At 39.3% G+C, this 21,044-nt stretch carries 16 protein-coding genes; 5 read left to right on the top strand and 11 right to left on the bottom strand.

What is annotated here, in order from left to right; all coding sequences use genetic code 11:
• Positions 1-2 precede the first annotated feature (2 nt).
• From J4Q03_RS18050 to J4Q03_RS18030, 5 genes are read right to left on the bottom strand one after another with little or no spacing between them, the layout of a single operon-like run.
• Complete coding sequence (locus tag J4Q03_RS18050) at positions 3-713, bottom strand: c-type cytochrome (RefSeq protein WP_306840767.1); 711 nt, start codon at positions 711-713, stop codon at positions 3-5.
• Positions 706-1,227 carry a DUF3341 domain-containing protein gene (locus J4Q03_RS18045; RefSeq protein ID WP_426049513.1) on the bottom strand — a complete coding sequence of 174 codons (522 nt, stop codon included), beginning with the start codon at positions 1,225-1,227 and terminating at the stop codon, positions 706-708. Before J4Q03_RS18045 ends, J4Q03_RS18050 begins: the two co-directional genes overlap by 8 nt.
• Entirely contained in the window at positions 1,214-2,611 is a 1,398-nt protein-coding gene (gene nrfD, locus J4Q03_RS18040) for an NrfD/PsrC family molybdoenzyme membrane anchor subunit (protein ID WP_306840765.1), read from the bottom strand. Before nrfD ends, J4Q03_RS18045 begins: the two co-directional genes overlap by 14 nt.
• A gap of 25 nt (positions 2,612-2,636) precedes the next feature.
• On the bottom strand, positions 2,637-5,702 hold the full coding sequence (locus tag J4Q03_RS18035) for a TAT-variant-translocated molybdopterin oxidoreductase (RefSeq protein ID WP_426049512.1): 3,066 nt from the start codon (positions 5,700-5,702) through the stop codon (positions 2,637-2,639).
• 23 nt (positions 5,703-5,725) lie between these two features.
• A complete protein-coding gene (locus J4Q03_RS18030) occupies positions 5,726-7,087 on the bottom strand; it encodes a c-type cytochrome (RefSeq protein WP_426049511.1) in 1,362 nt (453 codons plus the stop codon).
• Positions 7,088-7,269: 182 nt separating this feature from the next.
• Here J4Q03_RS18030 and J4Q03_RS18025 point away from each other — a divergent pair, with 182 nt between their 5' ends.
• The gene (locus J4Q03_RS18025) at positions 7,270-7,818 is read left to right on the top strand and encodes an SPOR domain-containing protein (RefSeq protein WP_426049510.1); all 549 of its coding nucleotides are present in this window, start codon (positions 7,270-7,272) and stop codon (positions 7,816-7,818) included.
• A gap of 47 nt (positions 7,819-7,865) precedes the next feature.
• On the opposite strand, the gene J4Q03_RS18020 is transcribed toward J4Q03_RS18025, so the two are convergent.
• The 6 genes from J4Q03_RS18020 to J4Q03_RS17995 form a co-directional block, all read right to left on the bottom strand.
• On the bottom strand, positions 7,866-9,143 hold the full coding sequence (locus J4Q03_RS18020; RefSeq protein ID WP_426049509.1) for a DUF6080 domain-containing protein: 1,278 nt from the start codon (positions 9,141-9,143) through the stop codon (positions 7,866-7,868).
• A gap of 74 nt (positions 9,144-9,217) precedes the next feature.
• Positions 9,218-10,132, bottom strand: a complete 915-nt coding sequence (locus tag J4Q03_RS18015; protein WP_426049508.1) for a choice-of-anchor J domain-containing protein — start codon at positions 10,130-10,132, stop codon at positions 9,218-9,220.
• Positions 10,133-10,219: 87 nt separating this feature from the next.
• Positions 10,220-11,761 carry a protein adenylyltransferase SelO gene (locus J4Q03_RS18010; RefSeq protein ID WP_426049507.1) on the bottom strand — a complete coding sequence of 514 codons (1,542 nt, stop codon included), beginning with the start codon at positions 11,759-11,761 and terminating at the stop codon, positions 10,220-10,222.
• 75 nt (positions 11,762-11,836) lie between these two features.
• Positions 11,837-14,215: a penicillin-binding protein 1A gene (locus J4Q03_RS18005; protein WP_426049506.1), complete on the bottom strand. Its 2,379-nt coding sequence runs from the start codon at positions 14,213-14,215 to the stop codon at positions 11,837-11,839.
• Between the two features lie 6 nt (positions 14,216-14,221).
• Positions 14,222-14,686: a gliding motility lipoprotein GldH gene (locus tag J4Q03_RS18000; protein WP_426049505.1), complete on the bottom strand. Its 465-nt coding sequence runs from the start codon at positions 14,684-14,686 to the stop codon at positions 14,222-14,224.
• Positions 14,679-16,091, bottom strand: a complete 1,413-nt coding sequence (locus tag J4Q03_RS17995) for a PSP1 domain-containing protein (RefSeq protein WP_426049504.1) — start codon at positions 16,089-16,091, stop codon at positions 14,679-14,681. The genes J4Q03_RS18000 and J4Q03_RS17995 overlap by 8 nt, the downstream gene beginning before the upstream one ends.
• A gap of 279 nt (positions 16,092-16,370) precedes the next feature.
• Here J4Q03_RS17995 and J4Q03_RS17990 point away from each other — a divergent pair, with 279 nt between their 5' ends.
• The 4 genes from J4Q03_RS17990 (at position 16,371) to J4Q03_RS17975 (ending at position 20,903) form a co-directional block, all read left to right on the top strand.
• Complete coding sequence (locus J4Q03_RS17990; protein WP_426049503.1) at positions 16,371-17,609, top strand: OmpP1/FadL family transporter; 1,239 nt, start codon at positions 16,371-16,373, stop codon at positions 17,607-17,609.
• Between the two features lie 10 nt (positions 17,610-17,619).
• Positions 17,620-19,182 carry a G-D-S-L family lipolytic protein gene (locus J4Q03_RS17985; RefSeq protein WP_426049502.1) on the top strand — a complete coding sequence of 521 codons (1,563 nt, stop codon included), beginning with the start codon at positions 17,620-17,622 and terminating at the stop codon, positions 19,180-19,182.
• A gap of 85 nt (positions 19,183-19,267) precedes the next feature.
• The gene (locus J4Q03_RS17980; RefSeq protein ID WP_116010304.1) at positions 19,268-20,206 is read left to right on the top strand and encodes a ribose-phosphate pyrophosphokinase; all 939 of its coding nucleotides are present in this window, start codon (positions 19,268-19,270) and stop codon (positions 20,204-20,206) included.
• A 55-nt stretch (positions 20,207-20,261) separates the two neighbouring features.
• On the top strand, positions 20,262-20,903 hold the full coding sequence (locus tag J4Q03_RS17975) for a 50S ribosomal protein L25/general stress protein Ctc (protein ID WP_426049501.1): 642 nt from the start codon (positions 20,262-20,264) through the stop codon (positions 20,901-20,903).
• Positions 20,904-21,044: the final 141 nt, after the last annotated feature.

Here is a 21,044-nt window from a genome sequence, read left to right as displayed (position 1 = left end):
TCTTATTTTTTAGTTGCGGTAGTAGTCTCTGTTGTTTCGGCAGCTGGTGTAGCTGTAGCCGTTGTAGCTGCTGCAGGTGCTGCTGCTCCTTTTTTGAAGGCATTCATCACATACATTGCCACTCTCCATCTGTCACCAGGGTTAAGCTGGCCAGCATAAGATCCCATTGCATTTCTACCGTTAGTTAATACATAATGAACAGATCCTACAGTAAGTTCTCTGTCAGCATAGTTGGGTACACCAGAGAAAGCTCCGCTTTGTACAATTGGTCCTTGACCATCACCTCCTGTTCCGTGACATGTTGCACAAGTACGATCAAACAGCATTTTTCCTCTTTCAATATCTTTAGCAGCGTTAGCCGGGTTAAGAGGGGATACTGTCAGATTCTTGGAAGCATCATATCCTGCATTGTATTGATCTGCATTTTTAGGAAGCAATCCTTCTTCAAAGATTCCATCTTTATTTTGAGCAACTGATCCTTCTACTGGAGCAAGACCTGTTGCAAAACTATTTTTAACGAAAGCAGGAATTTCATTTTCATGATCTGAGTAGGCATCCTGAGCTTTCATCAATGGATCGTAAGCTACAGGAAAGTACATATCAGGAAAATATACCAGTGGTGTATTTTCTTTTGGTCCGCAAGAATTAAGTAAAACCGTTGTTAAACCTAAAACAGCTGTAATTTTTAATACATTCTTTTTCATTTTAAGCATCTTTAACAGTTATTTCTTCAACCCCGGTATCAATAAGCAACTGTTTTACAGACTCTACGTCATCAGTTACAAATTCCATCATGAATTTATCATCAGTAGTTCTTGGATCTGGGTTCTGAGCTGGAGCTCCCGGATACATTTTGTTTCTTACTAAGAAAGTCAATGACATCATGTGAGCGGCACAGAATACCATTAATTCAAACATTGGAACTACGAATGCAGGCATGTTGTGTGCCCAGTCAAAAGCAGGTTTACCACCAATATTCTGAGGCCAGTCATGATTCATTACATACCATGTTACAGTAGCACCGATGGTAACCCCGTAAAGAGCGTAGAAGAATGCAGCATCAGAAATTCTGGTTTTCTTTAACCCTAAAGCTTTATCAAGTCCGTGAACCGGGAATGGAGTATAAACTTCGTTTATCGCAATCCCTTTATCGTTGAATGCTTTAACGCCGTTCATCAGATCGTCGTCGTCAGCATAAAGTCCGTATACAATTTTAGTGGTGCTCATCTCCTTCTTTTGCTTTATAAGTTTCACCTGAAATTTTCAGAATCGATTTTAATTCAGCCTGTGCAATTACAGGGAACGTTCTTGCGTATAGTAAGAATAATACAGAGAAGAATCCGATTGTTCCTAAGTATACACCCACATCAATGATCGTTGGCTTAAACATAGTCCAAGATCCTGGTAAATAATCTCTGGAAAGGTTGATAACGATGATATCGAAACGCTCGAACCACATACCGATGTTGATGATTAATGCAATAATAAATGTTGCAATAATATTTGTTCTTATTCTCTTGAACCAGAATAGTGCAGGAATAATTAAGTTACAAGATATCAATGCCCAGAATGCCCACCAATAAGGTCCTACAGCAGCACCCGGAGAAAGATATGTAAAGTCTTCGAATCTAGATCCTGAGTACCATCCGATGAAATATTCAGTAGCATAGGCCACAGTTACCATACCTCCTGTCAGGATAATTACGATGTTCATAATTTCGATATGATACATGGTGATATATTCTTCAAGATGACATACTTTTCTGGCAACCAGCAATAGGGTCTGTACCATTGCGAATCCTGAGAAGATCGCACCGGCAACGAAGTAAGGAGGGTAGATTGTAGAGTGCCATCCTTTAATAACCGAAGTTGCGAAGTCAAAAGATACCGTGGTGTGTACGGAGAATACAAGTGGAGTTGCTAAACCTGCAAGAACCAAAGAAAGTTCTTCGAATCTCTGCCAGTGTTTTGCTTTACCACCCCATCCGAAAGCCAGGAATGTATAAATTTTTCTAGTCCAAGGAGTTTTAGCTCTATCTCTGATCATTGCAAAGTCAGGGATTAATCCCATGAACCAGAATACAGTTGATACTGAGAAATACGTTGAGATTGCAAATACGTCCCAAAGTAGAGGTGAGTTGAAGTTCCCCCAAAGAGAACCGAACTGGTTAGGTAAAGGGAATACCCAATATCCTACCCAAACTCTACCCATGTGGATTACAGGGAAGATCGCTGCCTGTACTACCGCAAAGATCGTCATTGCCTCTGCAGATCTGTTTACAGACATTCTCCAACGCTGTCTAAATAATAATAATACTGCGGAGATTAGGGTCCCGGCGTGACCGATACCTACCCACCATACGAAGTTGGTAATATCCCAACCCCAGTTAATAGTTCTGTTAAGCCCCCATGCTCCAATACCTGTTCCGATAGTATAAGCGATACAGCCAAATCCGTAGATGAATAGAACTAAGGCTGCATATAGTGATACCCACCATAATTTACCTGCTCTTTCTTCGATAGGTCGTGCAATATCTTCTGTGATATCGTGATAAGTTTTGTGACCAATAATTAGAGGTTCCCTTATCGGAGCTTCGTAATGTCCTGACATTTTTTACCTATTTATTATTTAAACTTTATTTTTCTACTCTGTTTCTTACTTTAGTGTGATAGAACACGTTTGGTTTTGTGCCGATCTCTTCAAGTAAATAATATCTTCTGTTGCTGGAGTATAATTCTCTCACTTCAGATTCTTTGTCATTCATGTCTCCAAACGTCATTGCTCCGGTAGAACAAGCAGCAGCACAAGCACAAGAATTTTTGAATTCGTTGTCTGTTACTTTTCTGTTCTCTCTCTTAGCAGCTAAGATTGTAGCTTGAGTTTCCTGGATACACATTGAACATTTCTCCATTACCCCTCTCGTTCTTACCACTACATCCGGGTTAAGTACCATTCTTCCAAGATCGTTATTCATATTGAAATCGAACTTGTCATTCAGGTTATACGTAAACCAGTTGAAACGTCTTACTTTATAAGGACAGTTGTTAGCACAATATCTTGTACCGATACATCTGTTGTAAGCCATGTGGTTCTGACCCTGCTTACCGTGTGAAGTAGCCGCTACCGGACATACCGTTTCACAAGGAGCGTGGTTACAGTGCTGGCACATTACCGGCTGGAAGATTACATCCGGATTGTCTGCAGGGTGGTTTAACGCACCTCCGTCTCCGAATGCTGTACCATACAATTCCGGTACTGCCATTCCTTCTTTCAATCCTTCGTATACTTCTACCTTCTGTCTTGAAGAATAGTAACGGTCAATTCTTAACCAATACATATCTCTGGACATTCTGATCTCTTCCTTACCTACTACAGGAACGTTGTTTTCTGCCTGACAAGCAATAATACATGCTCCACAACCGGTACAAGAGTTCAAGTCGATAGATAAGTTGAAGTGAGGCCCGTCCGTATCATCGAAAGCATCCCAAAGGTCAATCTTTCTGGCTGGAAGAGCTCCACTGATCGTGTGGTATTCCAAAGGCTTGTTCCATCCTTTGTGCTCATCATCAAATGCTACGTTTAAGAATTCTGCCAAAGGAACTTCCTTAGCGATTTCGTAACGTCCCATCAATGTATTCTGAAGCTGGATACCTGCGAATTCGTGATCTTCTCCTGTTTTTTCGATTTTAACTCCTGAAACAGTTAAGTTAGAACCGTCAAATAAAGGATAAGCGTTTACCCCTGTATCAGCAGTAGTTCCTGAGTTTTTCTTACCATATCCAAGCGCAAGACCTACAGATCCTTCTGCCTGTCCTGGCTGAATAAATACAGGAACATCTTTTATTGTTACTCCGTTTACAGTAAGATTTACGATAGAACCGTCCAGCTGCATTCTTGCATTAAGATCGTTTTCAATTGCGAATTTTTCTGCGTCTTTCGGAGAAATTGTCAAATAGTTATCCCAAGACATTCTTGTGATAGGGTCCGGTAATTCCTGAAGCCAAGGGTTGTTAGCCTGAGTACCGTCACCCATTGAAGGCTTGGTGTATAATACTAATTCTAATTCAGAAGCTTTGAAGTTTCCTAATTCAGTAATGGCCTGAGCAGCATTTCCTCCGGAGTAAGATAATGCAGTTGCATTATTTGAAGTAGTGATACCGTTATATAGGGCTTTGTTGAAAGAGGTAGATCCTAAGATAGAAGCAGAGCTGGCTTTCAGATAATCATAATAATTATTAGCCGCATTGTTCTTTCCGTTTTTCCAAACCAACAGGGATTCTTCAATCTGTCTTGATTTGTAGATCTTCTGAATAGTTGGCTGCATTAATGAATATACTCCAGTCTGAGGCTCAATATCACCCCAAGACTCCAGCCAGTTAGCAACCGGGATTACAGCTTTTGCTGCTTTGTACATTTCGTTTTTCTTATCAGCTACAGCAACAACACAAGCTACTTTAGCTAAAGATTTCTTGAAATCTTCTCCTTTCGGATGAGAGTAGATAGGGTCTACATTGTTGGCGATCAATACGCCCACCTGACCTGCATTTACCCATCCTAAGAATTCCTGGTATCTCGCTTTATCAAATTCTTTCAGGAAGTTAGCTTTACCAGTGAAAGCAACTGATCCTAATTTTTGGTTGATTAAATGTGCTAAAACCTGTGCTCCTTTAGAACCGTCAGCTAAAACAACAGCTTTGCTGCCTTTTGCTTTAAGCTCATTTGCAATTTCAGTAGCAGTCTTGTCTGAAGTACCGCCACCTACAATTGCATTGTAAACCTCAACTAAAGTTTTGTTTACAGCACTTGGCTTTAATCTGTATCTTGAGTCAGCATTAGCACCAGTCAATGACATATTGGATTCCACCTGAATGTGTCTCAACATGTTTGGTCCCGGCTTTCTGGCTGCTGCATAAGAAGTTTCTAAGCTTGAAGCGTTATAATCTCCTAAGAAATCTGCCTGGAAAGAAACAACCAATTCTGAGCCTTTAAGGTCATAAACAGGTAATGCTCTCTGTCCGAATACTTCCTGAGCGGCATCTAAAGCTGCAGCGTGAGGGTAAGCATCATACGTTACAAGTTCAGCAGTCGGATATTTAGCTTTGAATTCAGCAAATAACTTTTTGAAAGTTGGAGAAGGGAAAGAGTGTGACAAAAGCACGATCTTTTTACCTGCTGCACTGGCATCTGCCAGACCTTTCAGTACAAAACTGTCTACTTTATCGAAAGTTTCGTCTTTACCGTCCAGTTTAGGCTGTTTTACTTTATCGTTATCATAAAGAGAAAGTACACTGGCCTGAGCTCTTGCGTTAGTTTTTCCTAAATCGCCCGCTGCCGGGTTCGGATCTATTTTGATAGGTCTTCCTTCACGGGTCTTTACTAAAACGCTGGCGAAGTCGAATCCGTCAAAATAAGTTGAAGCGTAATAATTCGGAACCCCCGGAATAATATCGTGTGGCTTTACCACATAAGGAATCGTTTTGATCACCGGAGCTTCACAGGCAGCCAATGTTACGGCTGCTGTAGAGAATCCTAATATTTTTAAGAAATCTCTTCTTGAAGTACTGGATCCGTTCTGTTCAGCATCTCCAAGGAAATCTTCTACCGGAATTTCTTCCTGAAACTCTTTCTGAGCCAGCTTATTGTTCAAAGCTGGGTCTTTAAGTTCATGAATACTTCTAAATTGTATTTTGTTTGAAGCCATTTATACTTCTAATTTTTTAGTTATTAATAATGACATTTACCACACTCAAGACCTCCAATTGCATCTACAGTGATCTTACCGCCATCCTGAGGATATTGTTTTTTCAACTTGTCATGTAGATTCTTGAAGTATTCTTTATTATAACCGTTGTTCATATCAACCTCAGTAGTTCTGTGGCACTCGATACACCATCCCATAGTGAAGTCATTAGCCATCTGAACAACATTCATTGTATCAATTTTTCCGTGACAAGCTTTACATACAACATCAATTTTGTTGTTTGGATTCTTTTTGTTGAAAGAATTAATGATCGCCTGTTCACCTGCTACTACGTGCTGAGAGTGGTTGAAGTACACGAAGTCTGGCATGTTGTGGATTCTGGTCCATTCAACCGGCTGTGTTTTTCCAGTGTACTGCTGTTTTGCAGGATCCCAGCCTGTAGCTGCATAGATCTTCTGGATCTCACCGTCGTAGAATGCTTTATCTTTTCCTGGCTCCATGTAGTGGTCTGCGTTATACTCAGAAATTGTTCTGTGACAGTTCATACAAACGTTCATGGAAGGAATTTCAGATACTTTTCCGTATTTGGCACTGGAGTGACATAACTGACAGTCAATTTTCTGTTCCCCAGCGTGAATTTTGTGAGAGAAGTAGATAGGCTGTTCCGGCTTATATCCTTTGTAAACCCCGATCCACATGATCCAGTTCCAAACTCCATAAGCGGCCAGAAGGGCAAGAATCGCCAATATTCCTTTACCGATGTAGTGGTATTTCTCGTAGATTTCACTGAAAGATTTAACTCTGGTTTCGTTAAGTCCGGCTAAGTCTTCAGACTGACCTAATTTAACCAATTGTCTCAGTTTAATTAAGATCCAAACTAATAAAGCGGCTATTGCAATAAGCGAAATAATAACAACACTTGTTGTTGTTTTGTCTGCCGGTGCTGCAGCTGCTCCGTCTGTTGCAGTTGCCTTGTCGTCAGTTTTAGCTGGCTCGGGAGCCGGAGGATTAGTTGTATACTCTAAAATGTCATCAATATCCTTCTCTGTAAGATTAGGAAACTGTAACATTTCAGTTTTGTTATACTTTTCGAAAATCTCATTGGCGTATTTATCCCCAGAAGCTCTAAGAGCTTTGTTGTCTTTGATCCACTTGTGAAGCCAATCTCTGTCTACACCACCTTCTGTCTTCACTCGTTCTACAACCCCTTTCAAAGGAGGTCCTATTACTTGTTTGTCCAGCGCGTGACATGCAGTACAATTCGCTTTGAAAAGTTTTTCGCCGTTTTTAGGATCGCCGTCTTGCCCGTAAATTGAAGCACTGGTTGATAGCAATAAGCCTATCGCGATCAACGTTTGTTTATAATGCTTTCTCCAACTAATCATTTAAATTATCTTATGTTAGTAAAATATTGAACCAATCAATTCCGCAAAAATAATATTTTTAACAGGAATTTAACGGTATATGGAAAAGGGAAAATATCATTTACGTTTAATTTGTATTGATTCTAAATAGTGTTGTTTGGTATAATTTTTTAATTTTAATAGATTTGCAGAAACAAGTTTAAATGAGAAATTTAATCAAAATATTTTCAATATTATTTTTATTTGGGTTTTATAGTGTTGAAGCCCAACAGGTTGTTCAGAAAGATACTCTGGCGGGAACGGAGCTAATTATGACTATGGATTCCAAAGTAAGTGCTGCTTTGGGAGGCATTGAAGATAAATGTTCCAGAACTTCAGGTGGTCCTTCGGTCAGGGAAAATAATACGGACAGTGGAATTGTGACGAGTCCAAAGCCTCCAAAGATCTATGTTCCGAGCAGGGAATTGAGCAATGCAGAAATCTGCCGTAAGAATCCGAGGATTTTAGGATTTAAGATTCAGATCACAACGGTAAAAAGTAATGAAGAGGCCAACGAGGTGAAATCTTATTTCAGAAAAAGATTTCCGAACCTGAAAGTGGAAACGGATGCTTCTTTAAGACCGAATTATAAGATTCTGGCAGGAAGTTATTTTACAAAACAAAGTGCAGCTTCAGATCTGTCAAAAATAAGAGAATACTTCAAATCGGCAATCGCTGTACAGTATAGAATTTTCTGTTCTGAAGCGAGATAACGAGAATAAAATAAACAAACTAAAGCTGAGGATTTTCTCAGCTTTTTTTATTGGTAGTAAGTATCTAAGAACTGGAAAAAATCAGCCATTCTGAACAGGTTATTGGCCAGCAGAAAAGAAAATAGAATAACCACTGTCACCATCAGAAATGATAAGATTTTTGGCTGTGATCTGTAGGTGTAAAAAAGCCATCCCAAAAGCAGTGGATAGACAAAAATAAAATGTCCTGCGTAGATGTAGGAAGTATGAAGACCGAACCGCATAATGCAGTGAATCACAATATCAAACATGAATGAAATAGCAATAATCTGCACCAGTTTATTTTTGAAATTTTTCAGATAACTCCATAAAATGAGAGCCAGCAATACGATGATAAAAGTATAACAAAAGACGGAGGAATAGGGTTCCATTAAAAGACCTTTGAAATTGAATCCTTTCATATTATGCTTATCTGTGGTCATGAAACTTGGAAATAAAATACTGCCTCCGAAAAAATAAGAAAGCATCATATCCCAGTCCGGAATAGATTCTACATTGGAAAATTTTTCATACTGCTGGTTGGTTTTTGAGAAAATATTTTCATACTTAAAATCAATTCGGAGTAAATAAAGAAACACAAAGCAGACTGTAGTGAGTCCGACACGGAAAACTGCGTTTCCAAATTTTTTCCAGCTTCTGAAAAGATCCTTTTCAAATAATATGGGAATAAAAACTTTAGCCAGGTTGGTGATAGTAAGACCTCCGATGGTAATTCCGGCCAGCGTTAAGGCAGATCCGGGAATCTTTTCTTCCTTTCTGAGTTTTACGGCTGCATAATAATTGTAAATACACAGCAGCAGCAGGGTATAGGTGAAATTCTCCGGAGTGAAGGAAAGGATAATGCTGGTGGAAAAAATTCCAAAAAACAAAACAAGAAATAGGGTAATCATTAGCGGAAGCCTGATGATGTTCTTCAGGTACTTGAAAATCTGAACGATGCATAAGCTTATAGCTATATTACTCAGCCATGCCAGGGTAAGCCTGAATGTAGCATCCATTTTTCCACCAGAAACAAAAAGAGAAAACTCCCGGATCCAATTGAAAAAACAATAGGCCAAGGGATGTCTCTCAAAGCTTCCGCCTGTCATTACAATCGCTTTATTGTCAAAGCTGAAATAGGCATCCCAGGGAATTCTGCTGTCAAAAATAATCCTGTAATGAAGAGCGATATAAGTGCCCAGTATTCCATAGCAGAGCAGGAAGAACATGAATACTGCCAATTCTGTGTAAGAAGATGGAAAGACCTGCTTTAACAGGTTGGTGAGTTTTGTTTTAATAAAAGACACGTGTCAGTTTTTTGCAAAAATAAAATAAAAAAGCTCACCATGTCCGGTGAGCTTTAAAGATATAGGGAAAGTAATTATTCTTTTATTACTTTTTCTGTTGTAGCTGTTCCGTCTGCAAATTCAACCTGAAGCAAATATGCTCCTTTTGAAAGAGAAGAGATATCTACTTTGTCAGAGGTTGATTTCAATACTGATTTTCCGGAAAGATCTAAAACTGTTGAAGACTTGATCTTTTTATCGGTTTTAATATTGAGCTCTCCTTTTGTTGGGTTAGGGTAGATGTTTGTTGTTTTTGCTTGTGGTCCTGTTTCATCAGTTGAAAGAGTTCCAGTTGTGATTTTTACATCATCAACCATAAACATGTAAGTATCAGCAGAAACGCACTGAATACCAATACGCACTGTTTGTCCAGCATAAGCATCTAGAGAATATGTTTTTTGTTCCCAGTTTGGGTAAGGGGCTGATAATGAGGTGGCACCTGATATAATAGTAAAATTTGCAGAAGATGTAGGAGTACCTGAACCAACATATACACCAATTTTGTACTTCTCAAGTCCATACGAGTTCGACATTGATTTTACCCATAATGAAAGTGAATTAGAAGCAGCTCCTAATGTTACCGAAGGAGATATAAGCCAATCATTGTTAGCAACAGCGACATCAGGAACACCAGCCCAGCAAGCAGCATATTTTTGACCACTGTGAGGATCAAAATTTCTTACCTCTGTTCCTGATGTTGCATTAGTTACAGCAGCTGTAGTAGGGTTGAAAATTTGAAATGCCATAGGGGCGCCAGCATTATTCCATAATGGATCGTCTGTTCCTCCTGTATAAGTGTTAAGTTGGTCTAAATCTAACGTTTGCCAGTTACCAAATCCCGTAATTACAAAATCTGTGTAAGAATCAAAATTTTCATTTAATAATACTGTTTGCGCCTGAGTAGCGGCTCCACTAAGCATTAAGCTTAGAGATAGTAGAAGTTTTTTCATAATATTAATTTTTTTCTAAAATTAGTAAAAATTAACAATATGGTGTAAAAAATTCAATAAAAGTATAAGAAAATTGTGTTTTATCCGTTAAGAACTGCAGGAAAGTGTAGAACATCCAGTTGTGTTATCGTAGGTTGAAGGTCTTTTTACAGAAAATTCGGGATACAATTCTTCATAAGGATTTTCTAAGGCGCGGGTAAGCTTTCCGAGCATTTCTGTTTTTCCTGCAGTAATCTCTTCGATGCATTGATAAAGGAGATAATTTCTCAGTGTGAATTTCGGATTTGACTGTCTCATCAGTGATAATGACTCTTCTCTTGAAATCATATTGGATAATAATCTTGCCTCATATTTTTTTATGAAATCTTCCAGCTTTCTTACTTTCTCATCAGTAAAAACAGAATAGGAAATCTTTTCAAGCAAAGATTTGATGTCAATATCGGGGCTTAATTTTTCCAGCTGATTAAAAAACAGCGTGTAATCCAGGTGAAGTTCCTGCATTAATCCCTGCCAGTTAGTGAAAAAATCTTCATCACTCTCTCTAAGTTCATCGAATCCGAACTTTCTGCAGAGCATTTTGTCATGGGATTCCCAGAAATAGGTTCCATATTGGTTTAAAGTATCTTCCAAAAACTTTTCATCTTTGATTAACGGATGAAGGGCATTCGCCAGCTGCCAAAGGTTCCACTGCGAGATCTGGCCCTGTTTTCCAAAAGCATATCTCCTTCCTGGAAGATCAGTTGTATTTGGGGTAAAATTCAGATCATATTCGTCCATCATCGAATAAGGCCCGTAATCTATGGTTAGGCCTAAAGCGGACATATTATCAGTATTCATTACTCCATGGACGAATCCCACTCTGAACCATTCGGTCATAAGATCAGCCGTTCTGGTGCATATACTTGCAAAAAAGTCTTTGTATTTCTGAATTCCGTCTGTTGTGATTTCCGGATAATAATTTTCAATAGTGAAATCTGCCAGGTCCTGCAGGGTATTGTATTCCCTTTGTGCGGAAAGCAGTTCAAAATGTCCGAAACGGAGAAAGCTTTCTGCGGTTCTGATCACAACAGCCCCTTTTTCCAGTTGAGGATTTCCGCTATACATTATATCTCTTACCACATCTTCACCGGTAAAAGCAAGGCTTAACGCTCTGGTTGTAGGAACTCCCAGGTGATGCATGGCTTCGCTCATCAGGTATTCGCGTACTGAAGACCTCAACACCGCTCTCCCGTCTGCATGCCTGGAATATGGAGTGGCCCCGGCACCTTTCCATTGTATTTCTGTTTTTTTTCCATCCTTATTGATAATCTCCCCCGCAAGTATTGCCCTTCCGTCTCCAAGCTGTCCCGCCCAGTTCCCAAACTGATGCCCCGCATACGCAGTAGCATACGTCTTTACATTTTCAGGAAGATGATTTCCTACAAGGAAGCTCAGGTCTTTTTCTTCATATTTTCCCAGACCGATCTCCTCGGATAAAACTTCATTAAAAGCAATCAGCTCCGGTTTATCAAAACCTGCCGGTTTTACTGTTGCAAACAAAACTTTCGGAGTATTTCTCTGCATCGGGTTGCCGGAAAGATCTCCTGGAAATATATCGGTAAAAGGCTGTTTGATCTGTTCAATATTCATAGATCAAAGATATTAATTATAAAAGAAAAGACCTTTCATATTATTGAAAGGTCTTATGTATTTCTAAAAGAGAATTTATTTATTGAAATCTACCTCATCGGTGGAGTGAAGGTTGTCATTGATATTTTCTTCTTTCTTTTCTGTATTGTTTTTAGGCGTCGGGTCTGCCGGCCGTGGATTTTTGATCTCATCAATGGTCTGTAGACCTCCGTCATCTCCATATCCTTCACCGAGACCTTTTAAATTAGAACATCCGTCTTTCCAGTCTGATGGTCTGGTAAACTTATCGTCAGGGGTAATTCCCAGAGATTTGTCTGCCCATACTTTCTTCATGAAAATTGCCCAGATCGGTAATGCCATTCTCGCACCCTGACCTTCTCCGGTTCCGAAGAAGTGGGTTGCTCTGTCTTCCCATCCTACCCAGGCTCCAGTAGCCAGTTTCGGAGTGATTCCCATGAACCAACCGTCAGAGTTGTTCTGTGTAGTACCTGTTTTAGCAGCAATTTCCACGCCTTTTGATATTCCTCTTCTGCCTAATTCTCCTGAAGCGGTACCGTATTGTGCAACACCTTTCATGAGTTCTATCATGGTATAGGCATACATTGGATTCATTACCTCTTTCGGTTCTACATTTACTTCTTTGATCACTCTTCCGTTGGCATCTTCAATTCTCCAGATCATTTCCGGTTTATTGTAGTTTCCGTAATTGGCGAAGGTACTGTAGGCACCAAGCATTTCATAAATTGTAATATCCGATGAACCTAAAGCAATGGTATTGTTTCTAGGGATGTCTTCCGTAACCCCAAGATCTCTTGCAGTCTGGATAACGGCATCTACACCGGTCATTTCAATAAGTCTTGCAGCAATCGGGTTTTGAGAGTGTGCCAGACCGTCTTTTAACGTCAGCATTCCTCCTCTTCCCGGAACATTCCATCCGTTATGGCTGTATGAAGCGTTGGAAACCGTTGAACATGGGGTCATGCCAAGCTTCATGATTGCTGTAGCATATACAAAAGGCTTAAAGGTAGATCCTACCTGTCTTTTACCCTGTTTGATGTGGTCATACTGGAAATGCTGCCAGTCTATACCGCCTACCCAAGCTTTGATCTCTCCACTTCCCGGAACCATAGACATTAAACCTGCCTGTGCAATCTGTTTATGATATCTGATAGAATCCCAGGGAGACATTTCAACCTCTTCTTCACCAGCCCATGTAAAGCGGGAAGTTTTGATCGGCTTATGGAATTCCAGTAAGATAGAATCTTCAGAAACTCCGGCAGCTTTAAGTTGTTTGTAACGGCCGGTTCTCTTCATTGCCTGGGTCATTACGCTGGTTACCTGCTTATCCGTCAAATAGTAGAAAGGTCTGTTTTTTCTGCCTCTTTGCTCAGCATCAAATCTTTTTTGAAGGTCTGTTAAGTGTTCCTTAATTGCTTGTTCTGCATATTTCTGCATTTTTGAATCAAGGGTTACATAGATCTTTAAGCCGTCCTTGTAAAGATTAAGTTTCTTGCCGGTTTCTTTTTCATAGCCTTCAAGATATTTATCAATTTCCTTTCTTAAATAAAATTTATAATACGCAGAGTAATCATCATTAATATTTTTGATTGGATGATAATCTACTTCAACAGGTGTACTGACTGCTTTATCATATGTTGCCTGATCTATATAGCCTGTTTCAAACATTTGCTGTAAAACAACGTCTCTTCTGCGTTTAGAACGCTCAGGGTTTCTCATAGGGTTGTTAGCGATAGGTGCTTCTAACATGGCTACGAAAACGGCGGCTTCCGGAAGAGTAAGTTGGGAAGTTGTTTTATTAAAATAAATTTTGGAGGCCATCTCAATACCGTTCGCATTATAGGTGAAATCGAACTTATTGAAATATAATGTGATGATCTCTTCTTTGGTATATCGTTTTTCAAGACTTACTGCTACAGACCATTCCTTTAATTTCTGGATAACCCTTTTAATAGGGTTTTTAGAGGGTTCTTTGGTAAATAACAGTTTAGCCAGCTGCTGCGTGATTGTAGAACCTCCACCTCTGTCTCCACCATATCTCACAGCTCTCAGAATAGACTTTAAATCAATTCCTGAATGCTCTTTAAAACGCTCATCTTCCTTTGCCTGTAAAGCATAGATAAGATAAGGAGGCAGTTGTTTGTAGGTAATTGGCTGTGTTTTCTCCTTTTCAAATTTTCCCAGTAAAACACCGTCCGATGAAATGATTTCAGAAGCGACATAGATATCAGGGTTTTCAAGCTCCTTTACATCCGGCATTTCTCCAAGAAATCCCTGGGAAACAGCAAAGAAAAGTCCTGAAATACCTAAAACTACTGCAATGAGTCCAATCCAAATGAATCTAACCCATCTTTTCCAAGAGGTATCTTTCTTTTTTTTGGGAGGAAGAGGGAAGGTTTTTCCCTTGTTTCCTGCATTTTGTCTGTTGTCTTCCATTTATGGTTACGGTTTAGCCGTTTCTACTTTTACTCCAACGTCTTCAATTCCCGGAAGGTTGTCATTTCTCATCGCCTGGATCAGGCTGATTTCATATTTTCCTTTTCCCGGAAATTTATAGTTCATTTTATACTGAAATAATGCTTCCTTCGTATCGCCAAAACCTGTACCAAGCCATTCTCCGTTTGGCTTTGCCAGGACATAATTCAGGGTATCCGTTTCCTTCTTTTTGTTCTGGAGGTTGGTGAAATTGACAATAAATCTTATATTGCTGTAAGGGTAAGTGTTGTTATTTCTTACGACAAATATAATATTTTTAGGATTCTGCGGATCTGAAACTTCAAGATTAAATTTTTGCTCACTTTTCTTATTCCATTTGTTATTAACGGAATTCATTATGACATTCTCTCCCGAGGAGGAGTTGCAGCTAAAGAAAAGGATAAGAGGTAATAATCCTAAAATTTTACGCATTTTTATCTTTTTTTGGAGGATATTTCTTTTTAAAATTTTTCTTGTTTGGGTTCTGCTGTTTTTTTTCAGGGTCGGAAGAAGCATCAGTTTTTTCCGTTTGCGCTTTTGGCTGCGGTTTTGGCTGTTGCTTTTGCTGCTGTCTTGGCTGATTTCCAGCATTAGCATTAGGATTTTCGAATCTTTCCGGTCTCTCGGATCTTTCAGTCCTTTCCGGTCTGTTTTTCTTTGGTCCCTGGTTTTGCCCCTGCTGTCCTCCCTGGCTTTGCCCATTGTTGTTGGGTCTGTTCTGGTTTCTGTTCCTGTTGTTGCCTCTGTTCTTCTTTTCGAATCTGTCCATATTGTTTTCCTGGATCAGATCGATGGTCTGAATTGGGGTATCAGGCTGCTTCAGGTCTTCTAAAGGAAGGATCTTTTCGCCTCTTTTATTTTTAGCCATTAGCTTCTTAACAAGGTCAATATCAAAATCATACCATGCCATAGAGCTGTCTACGTAAGCAAACCACATTTTCTTTTTGAAAACATCTATTTTAATACAGAATGCTCTTCCTTTTTCCGTATCCAGAGTGGTTGAAGAAGAAGGGAAGTGGCTTAATGCATCAAGGTAGCTGTCCAGTTCATAATTCAGACAGCATTTCAGCTTACCGCATTGTCCTGCAAGCTTTTGAGGATTAATGCTCAGCTGCTGATATCTGGCAACATTCGTATTCACAGATCTGAAATCCGTAAGCCAGGTCGAGCAGCAAAGTTCTCTTCCACATGATCCTATACCTCCAACTTTTGCAGCTTCCTGCCTGAACCCGATCTGTTTCATGTCGATCTTAGTTCTGAAAGCACCTGCGTATTCTTTGATCAACTGTCTGAAATCCACCCGGTTATCTGCCGTGTAATAGAATGTGATCTTGGAAGAGTCTCCCTGATATTCCACATCTGTTACCTTCATTTCAAGACCTATTCTATGAGCGATTTTTCTCGCCTCAATCTTTACACTGTCTTCTTTTTTTCTGGCTTCCTGCCAGACCTCAAGGTCTTTTTGGTTAGCCTGTCTGTATATTTTAAGTATAGATTCTTCAGGAAATTTTTTCTTTTTCATCTGAATCTTTACTAATTCTCCGGTGAGGCTTACAACGCCTACATCGTGTCCGGGACTCGATTCTACTGTTACTACGCTACCTATATGTAAAGGAATATTGTTTACATTTTTATAAAACGATTTTCTGTCATTTTTAAATCTAACTTCCACAAGATCACACCTGTTCGATGCGGGATTGTTGATGTCAGAAAGCCAGTCGAAAACACTTAATTTATAACTATTACCACAGGTATTTACACTTTCACAGCCATTCGCGGTTTTTTTTGGTCCGCAAGAATGGGCAGAATCGCCGGATGTTTTGCATCCACAACTCATATAACTATTTTTTATAATCTTGCAAATTTATGTAAATTTATCTTTATGCAATTCTAAAATACTTAAATATTCAATTTCACGATTGTTTAACCTTAAACGTGAAAAATATATCCTGATTAAAAAGGGGATAAGTTACTAGAGTATATGGGTTTATGTTGATATATTTCTAAAGTGCTATTTTAAACATAATTTTCTTTTGGTATATTGTTTAAAATATTAAGAAATATTAACAGACGTATTCAAAATAATTTTATATTTGGGTTATATAATAAACAGTCTATGAAAAAAATATTAGTATCAACTGCTTTATTGGCGGGTGTTTTATCTTATGCAGGAGGCTTCAGGGTATCTCTGCAGGGAGTGAAACAATTGGCAATGGCGCATACTAGTGCTCATGCCGAAGATGCAAGTGTGGCATTCTTTAACCCAGCGGGGATGTCATTTATTCCTTCCAAACTGAGTATAGTGGCAGGAGGGTTCGGTGCAAGTAATAAAGTTACTTTTCAAAACTTGAATACTTTGCAGAGTACAGAAACAGATAATCCTATTGGTACTCCGTTATATGCTGCGGTTGCTTATAGACCGATAGAAAATTTATCTGTTGGTTTCAGTTTTTCAACGCCTTTCGGAAGTACAATCGAGTGGCCGGGAGATTGGGAAGGAAGAGAAATGGTACAGAAACTGGAGCTTAAGAGCTTCTATTTTCAGCCTATGGTCTCTGTAAAGCTGGCACCTTGGATGTCATTCGGGGCGAGCTATATTTATGCAAAAGGCAAAGTAGACTGGGATAAAGCGGTAACGCAGTTTGGCGGTGAATTAAATATTAAAGACGAAAAAGCAAGCGGAAGCGGCTACGGATTCGGGTTCTATTTCAGACCTGATCCTAAATTAGATATCAGTATTGCTTACCGTTCACCTATAGATATGAAAGCTAAAAAAGGAACTGCAACATTCAAGTTCCCTTCAGCATCTATTTATCCATTATTAGGACTGGACCCAAGTACAGGACAGGATAAATTTACTGCAACACTTCCTTTAGTGGAAGAATATACCATTGGTTTAACATATAAAGTGACACCGAAATGGTTAATTTCAGCGGACTTTAACTATCACGGATGGGAAAGATACAGCAAGCTGACTCTGGATTTTGCTACGGCTCCAGTGGGGAATCAGCCAGACCCTACAGTTCTTGTGTCTCCTAAAAACTTTAGAAACTCAAAAACATTCAGATTGGGTACGCAATATGCATTTACGGATATGATTTTTGGACGTTTGGGTGCTTACTATGATGAGTCGCCATACACTGATGAGAACTTCATTCCGGAAACACCATCATTTAATACGTATGTAATTACCGGAGGTGTTGGCTTTAAGCTAAAGCAGTTTGGAGTTGATATAGCAGGAGGATATGCCCTTCCGCAGGCCAGAGATGTAAGAAATGCAAGTCTTGGCTTTAACGGACAGGCAAAAGCTGAAGCATTTTACTTTGGTTTAGGTTTATCGTATAACCCTTTTTAATTGAAAGACTATGAAAAAAATTATAATATCAACACTTGCCGTTTCCGCACTTTTTTTTACAACAAGCTGTGAGAATGACTTTGATACTGATGTAAAAGATATTCAGGTGACAAGCGGGGAGGCGAACTTTTCCAATTATGTTTCTTTAGGGAACTCCTTGACATCCGGTTACAGGGATGGAGCTCTTTATAGCAGCGGACAAAGTGAATCTTATCCAAGCATTATTGCAATGCAGATGAAACTTGCCGGTGGCGGGGCATTTAAACAGCCTTTAATGCCTAATGATGTAGGTGGATTTATTGGACTGCCTGGTTTTCCTGGAAAATTGAATCTTCAAGTGACTGCAAGCGGAAGTTTGGGTCCGGTGGCGAGTAGTCCTGCAGCAGCATTGGATAATGTAACTGCCGGTGGACCTTACCACAATATGGGGGTTCCCGGGGCTAAATCTTTCCATCTGGTGGCGCCTGGTTACGGTAGTGCTGCGAACCTTGCTCTAGGAGCTGCCAATCCATATTTTGTGCGATTTGCTACTTCTGCAACAACATCCGTTTTAGCAGATGCCATGGCTCAAAAACCTACATTCTTCTCTCTTTGGATTGGTAATAACGATGTGTTGTCTTATGCTACTAATGGAGGAACGAATTCTCAGACTGTGGGAGGAGTGACTACTTATACTCCGGCAACAGTTCAGAGTGGTAATGTGAATCCGCTAACTTATAGATCAAATGATATTTCCGATCCTAATCTTGTCGCTGGATCTATTAAAAATGTACTGGATGGTCTTAAAAGTGTAGGGACAACAAAAGGAGTTATTGCAAATATTCCTTATGTTACATCCATTCCTTTTTTTACGACAGTTCCTTACAACCCTTTAACACCGACAACTTTAGGAGCTAATTTGTCAGCTCTTAATACAAATATATATGGGCCGTTGAAGCAGGCACTTACAGCTTTCGGAGCAGGAGATAGAATTAATTTACTTTCTTCCACTTCTTCCAATCCTGTTTTGATTAAGGATGTTGCTCTTACGAATCTGTCGGCACAGCTTACTGCTGCCTTGACTCCTGCTTTAGGATTGCCTACAGCAACCGCATTTGGACAAATATTTGGACAGGCAAGACAAGCTACATCGGAAGATTATATCCTTCTTACAACAAGTTCTCTAATTGGAACTGCTGCACCTGGTGCACCAGCACCCGTAAATGTTTACGGAATTTCTTATCCGCTGCAAAATCAGCATGTATTAACAAAAACAGAGGCTTCTTACGTTAAAACGGCAGTAGATGCCTATAATAATTCTATAAAATCACTTGCTGATTCTTATGGATTGGCTTTTGTAGATGGGAATGCTAAAATGGTTGAGCTTAATGGAAAGTCAGGGATTCTTTACGACGGAGTAAGATATACTGCTAAATTCGTGACCGGAGGAGCTTTCTCTCTTGATGGTGTTCACCTTACAGGAAGAGGTTATGCAGTTATTGCCAACGAGTTTATCAAATCTATTAACGGAAAGTATAAATCTACGCTACCGCAGGTAGATCCTAACAAATATTCAGGAGTAAAATTCCCGTAATAATACAGGAAAATAAAAACTTAGAAACCACAAGAGCAATTCTTGTGGTTTTTTTTTAAATTTGCAAAATCTTTAAAAAGTAAAAATGGCAGATCAGTTAAGTTATCTATTTTGTACAAGAACCAGTAAGGACTTGGCAGAAAACATCGCCCAATATTATGGGAAAGAGTTAGGGAAAATCAACTTTCAGGAGTTCAGCGACGGGGAATTCGAGCCTGTTTTGGATGAGTCAGTAAGAGGAGGACGAGTTTTCCTAATCGGATCTACCTTCCCGCCTGCAGACAATCTTTTAGAGCTTCTATTGATGATTGATGCAGCGAAAAGAGCTTCCGCTAAAAGTATTACTGTTGTAATTCCTTATTTCGGACTTGCAAGACAGGACAGGAAAGACAAACCAAGAGCTCCGATAGGTGCAAAACTGGTTGCTAATTTATTAACAGCTGCAGGGGCAACAAGAATTATGACTATGGATCTCCATGCAGACCAGATTCAGGGATTCTTTGAAATTCCGGTAGATCACCTGTATGCTTCAAGTATTTTCGTAGATTATATCAGAGCCTTAAATCTGGATAACCTTACCATTGCCTCACCGGATATGGGAGGTGCGAAAAGAGCGAAGAACTATGCAGGCCACCTGAGTGCTGAAGTGGTAATTGCTTATAAAGAAAGGAAAAAAGCAAACGTTGTAGAAGAAATGTTCCTTATTGGTGATGTGGAAGGCAAAAATGTGATCCTTATTGATGACATGATCGATACTGCAGGTACACTTTGCAAAGCGGCGGACATTTTAATGGAAAAAGGAGCGAAATCAGTAAGAGCGATGGCCACTCACGGAGTACTTTCAGGAAAAGCTTACGAAAATATTGAGAACTCCAAATTGTTGGAAGTTATTGTAACTGACTCAATTCCTGTTAAAAATAATTTGTCAACTAAAATAAAAGTGCTATCTTGCGCCCCATTATTTGCAGACGTTATGAAGATGGTTCATGAGCATCAATCAATTAGCAGTAAGTTTATTATCTAATTGATTTTTAACGGATTGCAAAATTAAAACAAAACAATTTTTTAAATTTTTATAAATGAAATCTATTACAATTCAAGGTACAAAAAGAGAAAGCGTGGGCAAAAAGTCTACAAAAGCTTTACGTGATGCTGAATTAGTTCCTTGTGTTGTTTATGGAGGTGAAGCGCCTTTAAACTTCTCTGCTGAAGAGAAAGCTTTCAAAGGTTTAGTATACACTCCTGAAGCACACACGGTATCTATTGAACTAGACGGAAAAACAATTCCAGCTGTTCTTCAGGATATTCAGTTCCACCCGATTACGGACAAAATTTTACACGCAGACTTCTACCAGTTATCTGCTGATAAGCCAGTGGTTATGGAAGTTCCTGTAAGAATTACCGGACGTTCTAAAGGTGTTGTGGCTGGTGGTGTTTTACGTCAGTCTTTCAGAAAACTAAAAGTGAAAGCTATCCCTGCAAACTTGCCTGATGAGGTAGTTGTAGATGTTACTCCATTAAAAATCGGTAACAAGATTTATGTTGGAGGTATCAAAACTGAAGGATATTCTTTCGTACACCCTGACAATGCAGTTGTAGTAGCTGTTAAGATGTCTAGAAATGCAATGAAAGGAGGTGCAGTAGTTGAAGATGATGAAGATGAAGAAGTTGTAGCTGAAGAAGGTGCAGCTCCGGCAGCAGAAGAAACTGCAGCAGAATAATATTTGCTTATTCAATGTCTCGTCCTGAAAATCCGATACAGATTAAAGGACAAAAATAAATAATTAAACCAGAGCAAATTTGTTTTTGCTTTGGTTTTTGCTTTTATAAGTTTTCATTTTGATTTCCTTTTGTTTATGCAT

Source organism: Chryseobacterium sp. NFX27 (assembly GCF_049887855.1).
GTDB lineage: Bacteria > Bacteroidota > Bacteroidia > Flavobacteriales > Weeksellaceae > Chryseobacterium.
Note: the sequence above shows the minus strand (reverse complement) of the source record. Positions and strands in the feature narration are given on the sequence as shown.

Excerpts from the sequence above, each read along its gene's own strand:
- J4Q03_RS18045 (WP_426049513.1), bottom strand. The coding sequence starts at position 1,227 with ATGAGCACCACTAAAATTGTATACGGACTTTATGCTGACGACGACGAT.
- J4Q03_RS17980 (WP_116010304.1), top strand. The coding sequence starts at position 19,268 with ATGGCAGATCAGTTAAGTTATCTATTTTGTACAAGAACCAGTAAGGAC.
- J4Q03_RS18000 (WP_426049505.1), bottom strand. The coding sequence starts at position 14,686 with ATGCGTAAAATTTTAGGATTATTACCTCTTATCCTTTTCTTTAGCTGC.
- J4Q03_RS17990 (WP_426049503.1), top strand. The coding sequence starts at position 16,371 with ATGAAAAAAATATTAGTATCAACTGCTTTATTGGCGGGTGTTTTATCT.
- J4Q03_RS18035 (WP_426049512.1), bottom strand. The coding sequence starts at position 5,702 with ATGGCTTCAAACAAAATACAATTTAGAAGTATTCATGAACTTAAAGAC.
- nrfD (WP_306840765.1), bottom strand. The coding sequence starts at position 2,611 with ATGTCAGGACATTACGAAGCTCCGATAAGGGAACCTCTAATTATTGGT.
- J4Q03_RS17985 (WP_426049502.1), top strand. The coding sequence starts at position 17,620 with ATGAAAAAAATTATAATATCAACACTTGCCGTTTCCGCACTTTTTTTT.
- J4Q03_RS17975 (WP_426049501.1), top strand. The coding sequence starts at position 20,262 with ATGAAATCTATTACAATTCAAGGTACAAAAAGAGAAAGCGTGGGCAAA.
- J4Q03_RS18050 (WP_306840767.1), bottom strand. The coding sequence starts at position 713 with ATGCTTAAAATGAAAAAGAATGTATTAAAAATTACAGCTGTTTTAGGT.
- J4Q03_RS18005 (WP_426049506.1), bottom strand. The coding sequence starts at position 14,215 with ATGGAAGACAACAGACAAAATGCAGGAAACAAGGGAAAAACCTTCCCT.
- J4Q03_RS18025 (WP_426049510.1), top strand. The coding sequence starts at position 7,270 with ATGAGAAATTTAATCAAAATATTTTCAATATTATTTTTATTTGGGTTT.
- J4Q03_RS17995 (WP_426049504.1), bottom strand. The coding sequence starts at position 16,091 with ATGAGTTGTGGATGCAAAACATCCGGCGATTCTGCCCATTCTTGCGGA.
- J4Q03_RS18010 (WP_426049507.1), bottom strand. The coding sequence starts at position 11,761 with ATGAATATTGAACAGATCAAACAGCCTTTTACCGATATATTTCCAGGA.
- J4Q03_RS18015 (WP_426049508.1), bottom strand. The coding sequence starts at position 10,132 with ATGAAAAAACTTCTACTATCTCTAAGCTTAATGCTTAGTGGAGCCGCT.
- J4Q03_RS18030 (WP_426049511.1), bottom strand. The coding sequence starts at position 7,087 with ATGATTAGTTGGAGAAAGCATTATAAACAAACGTTGATCGCGATAGGC.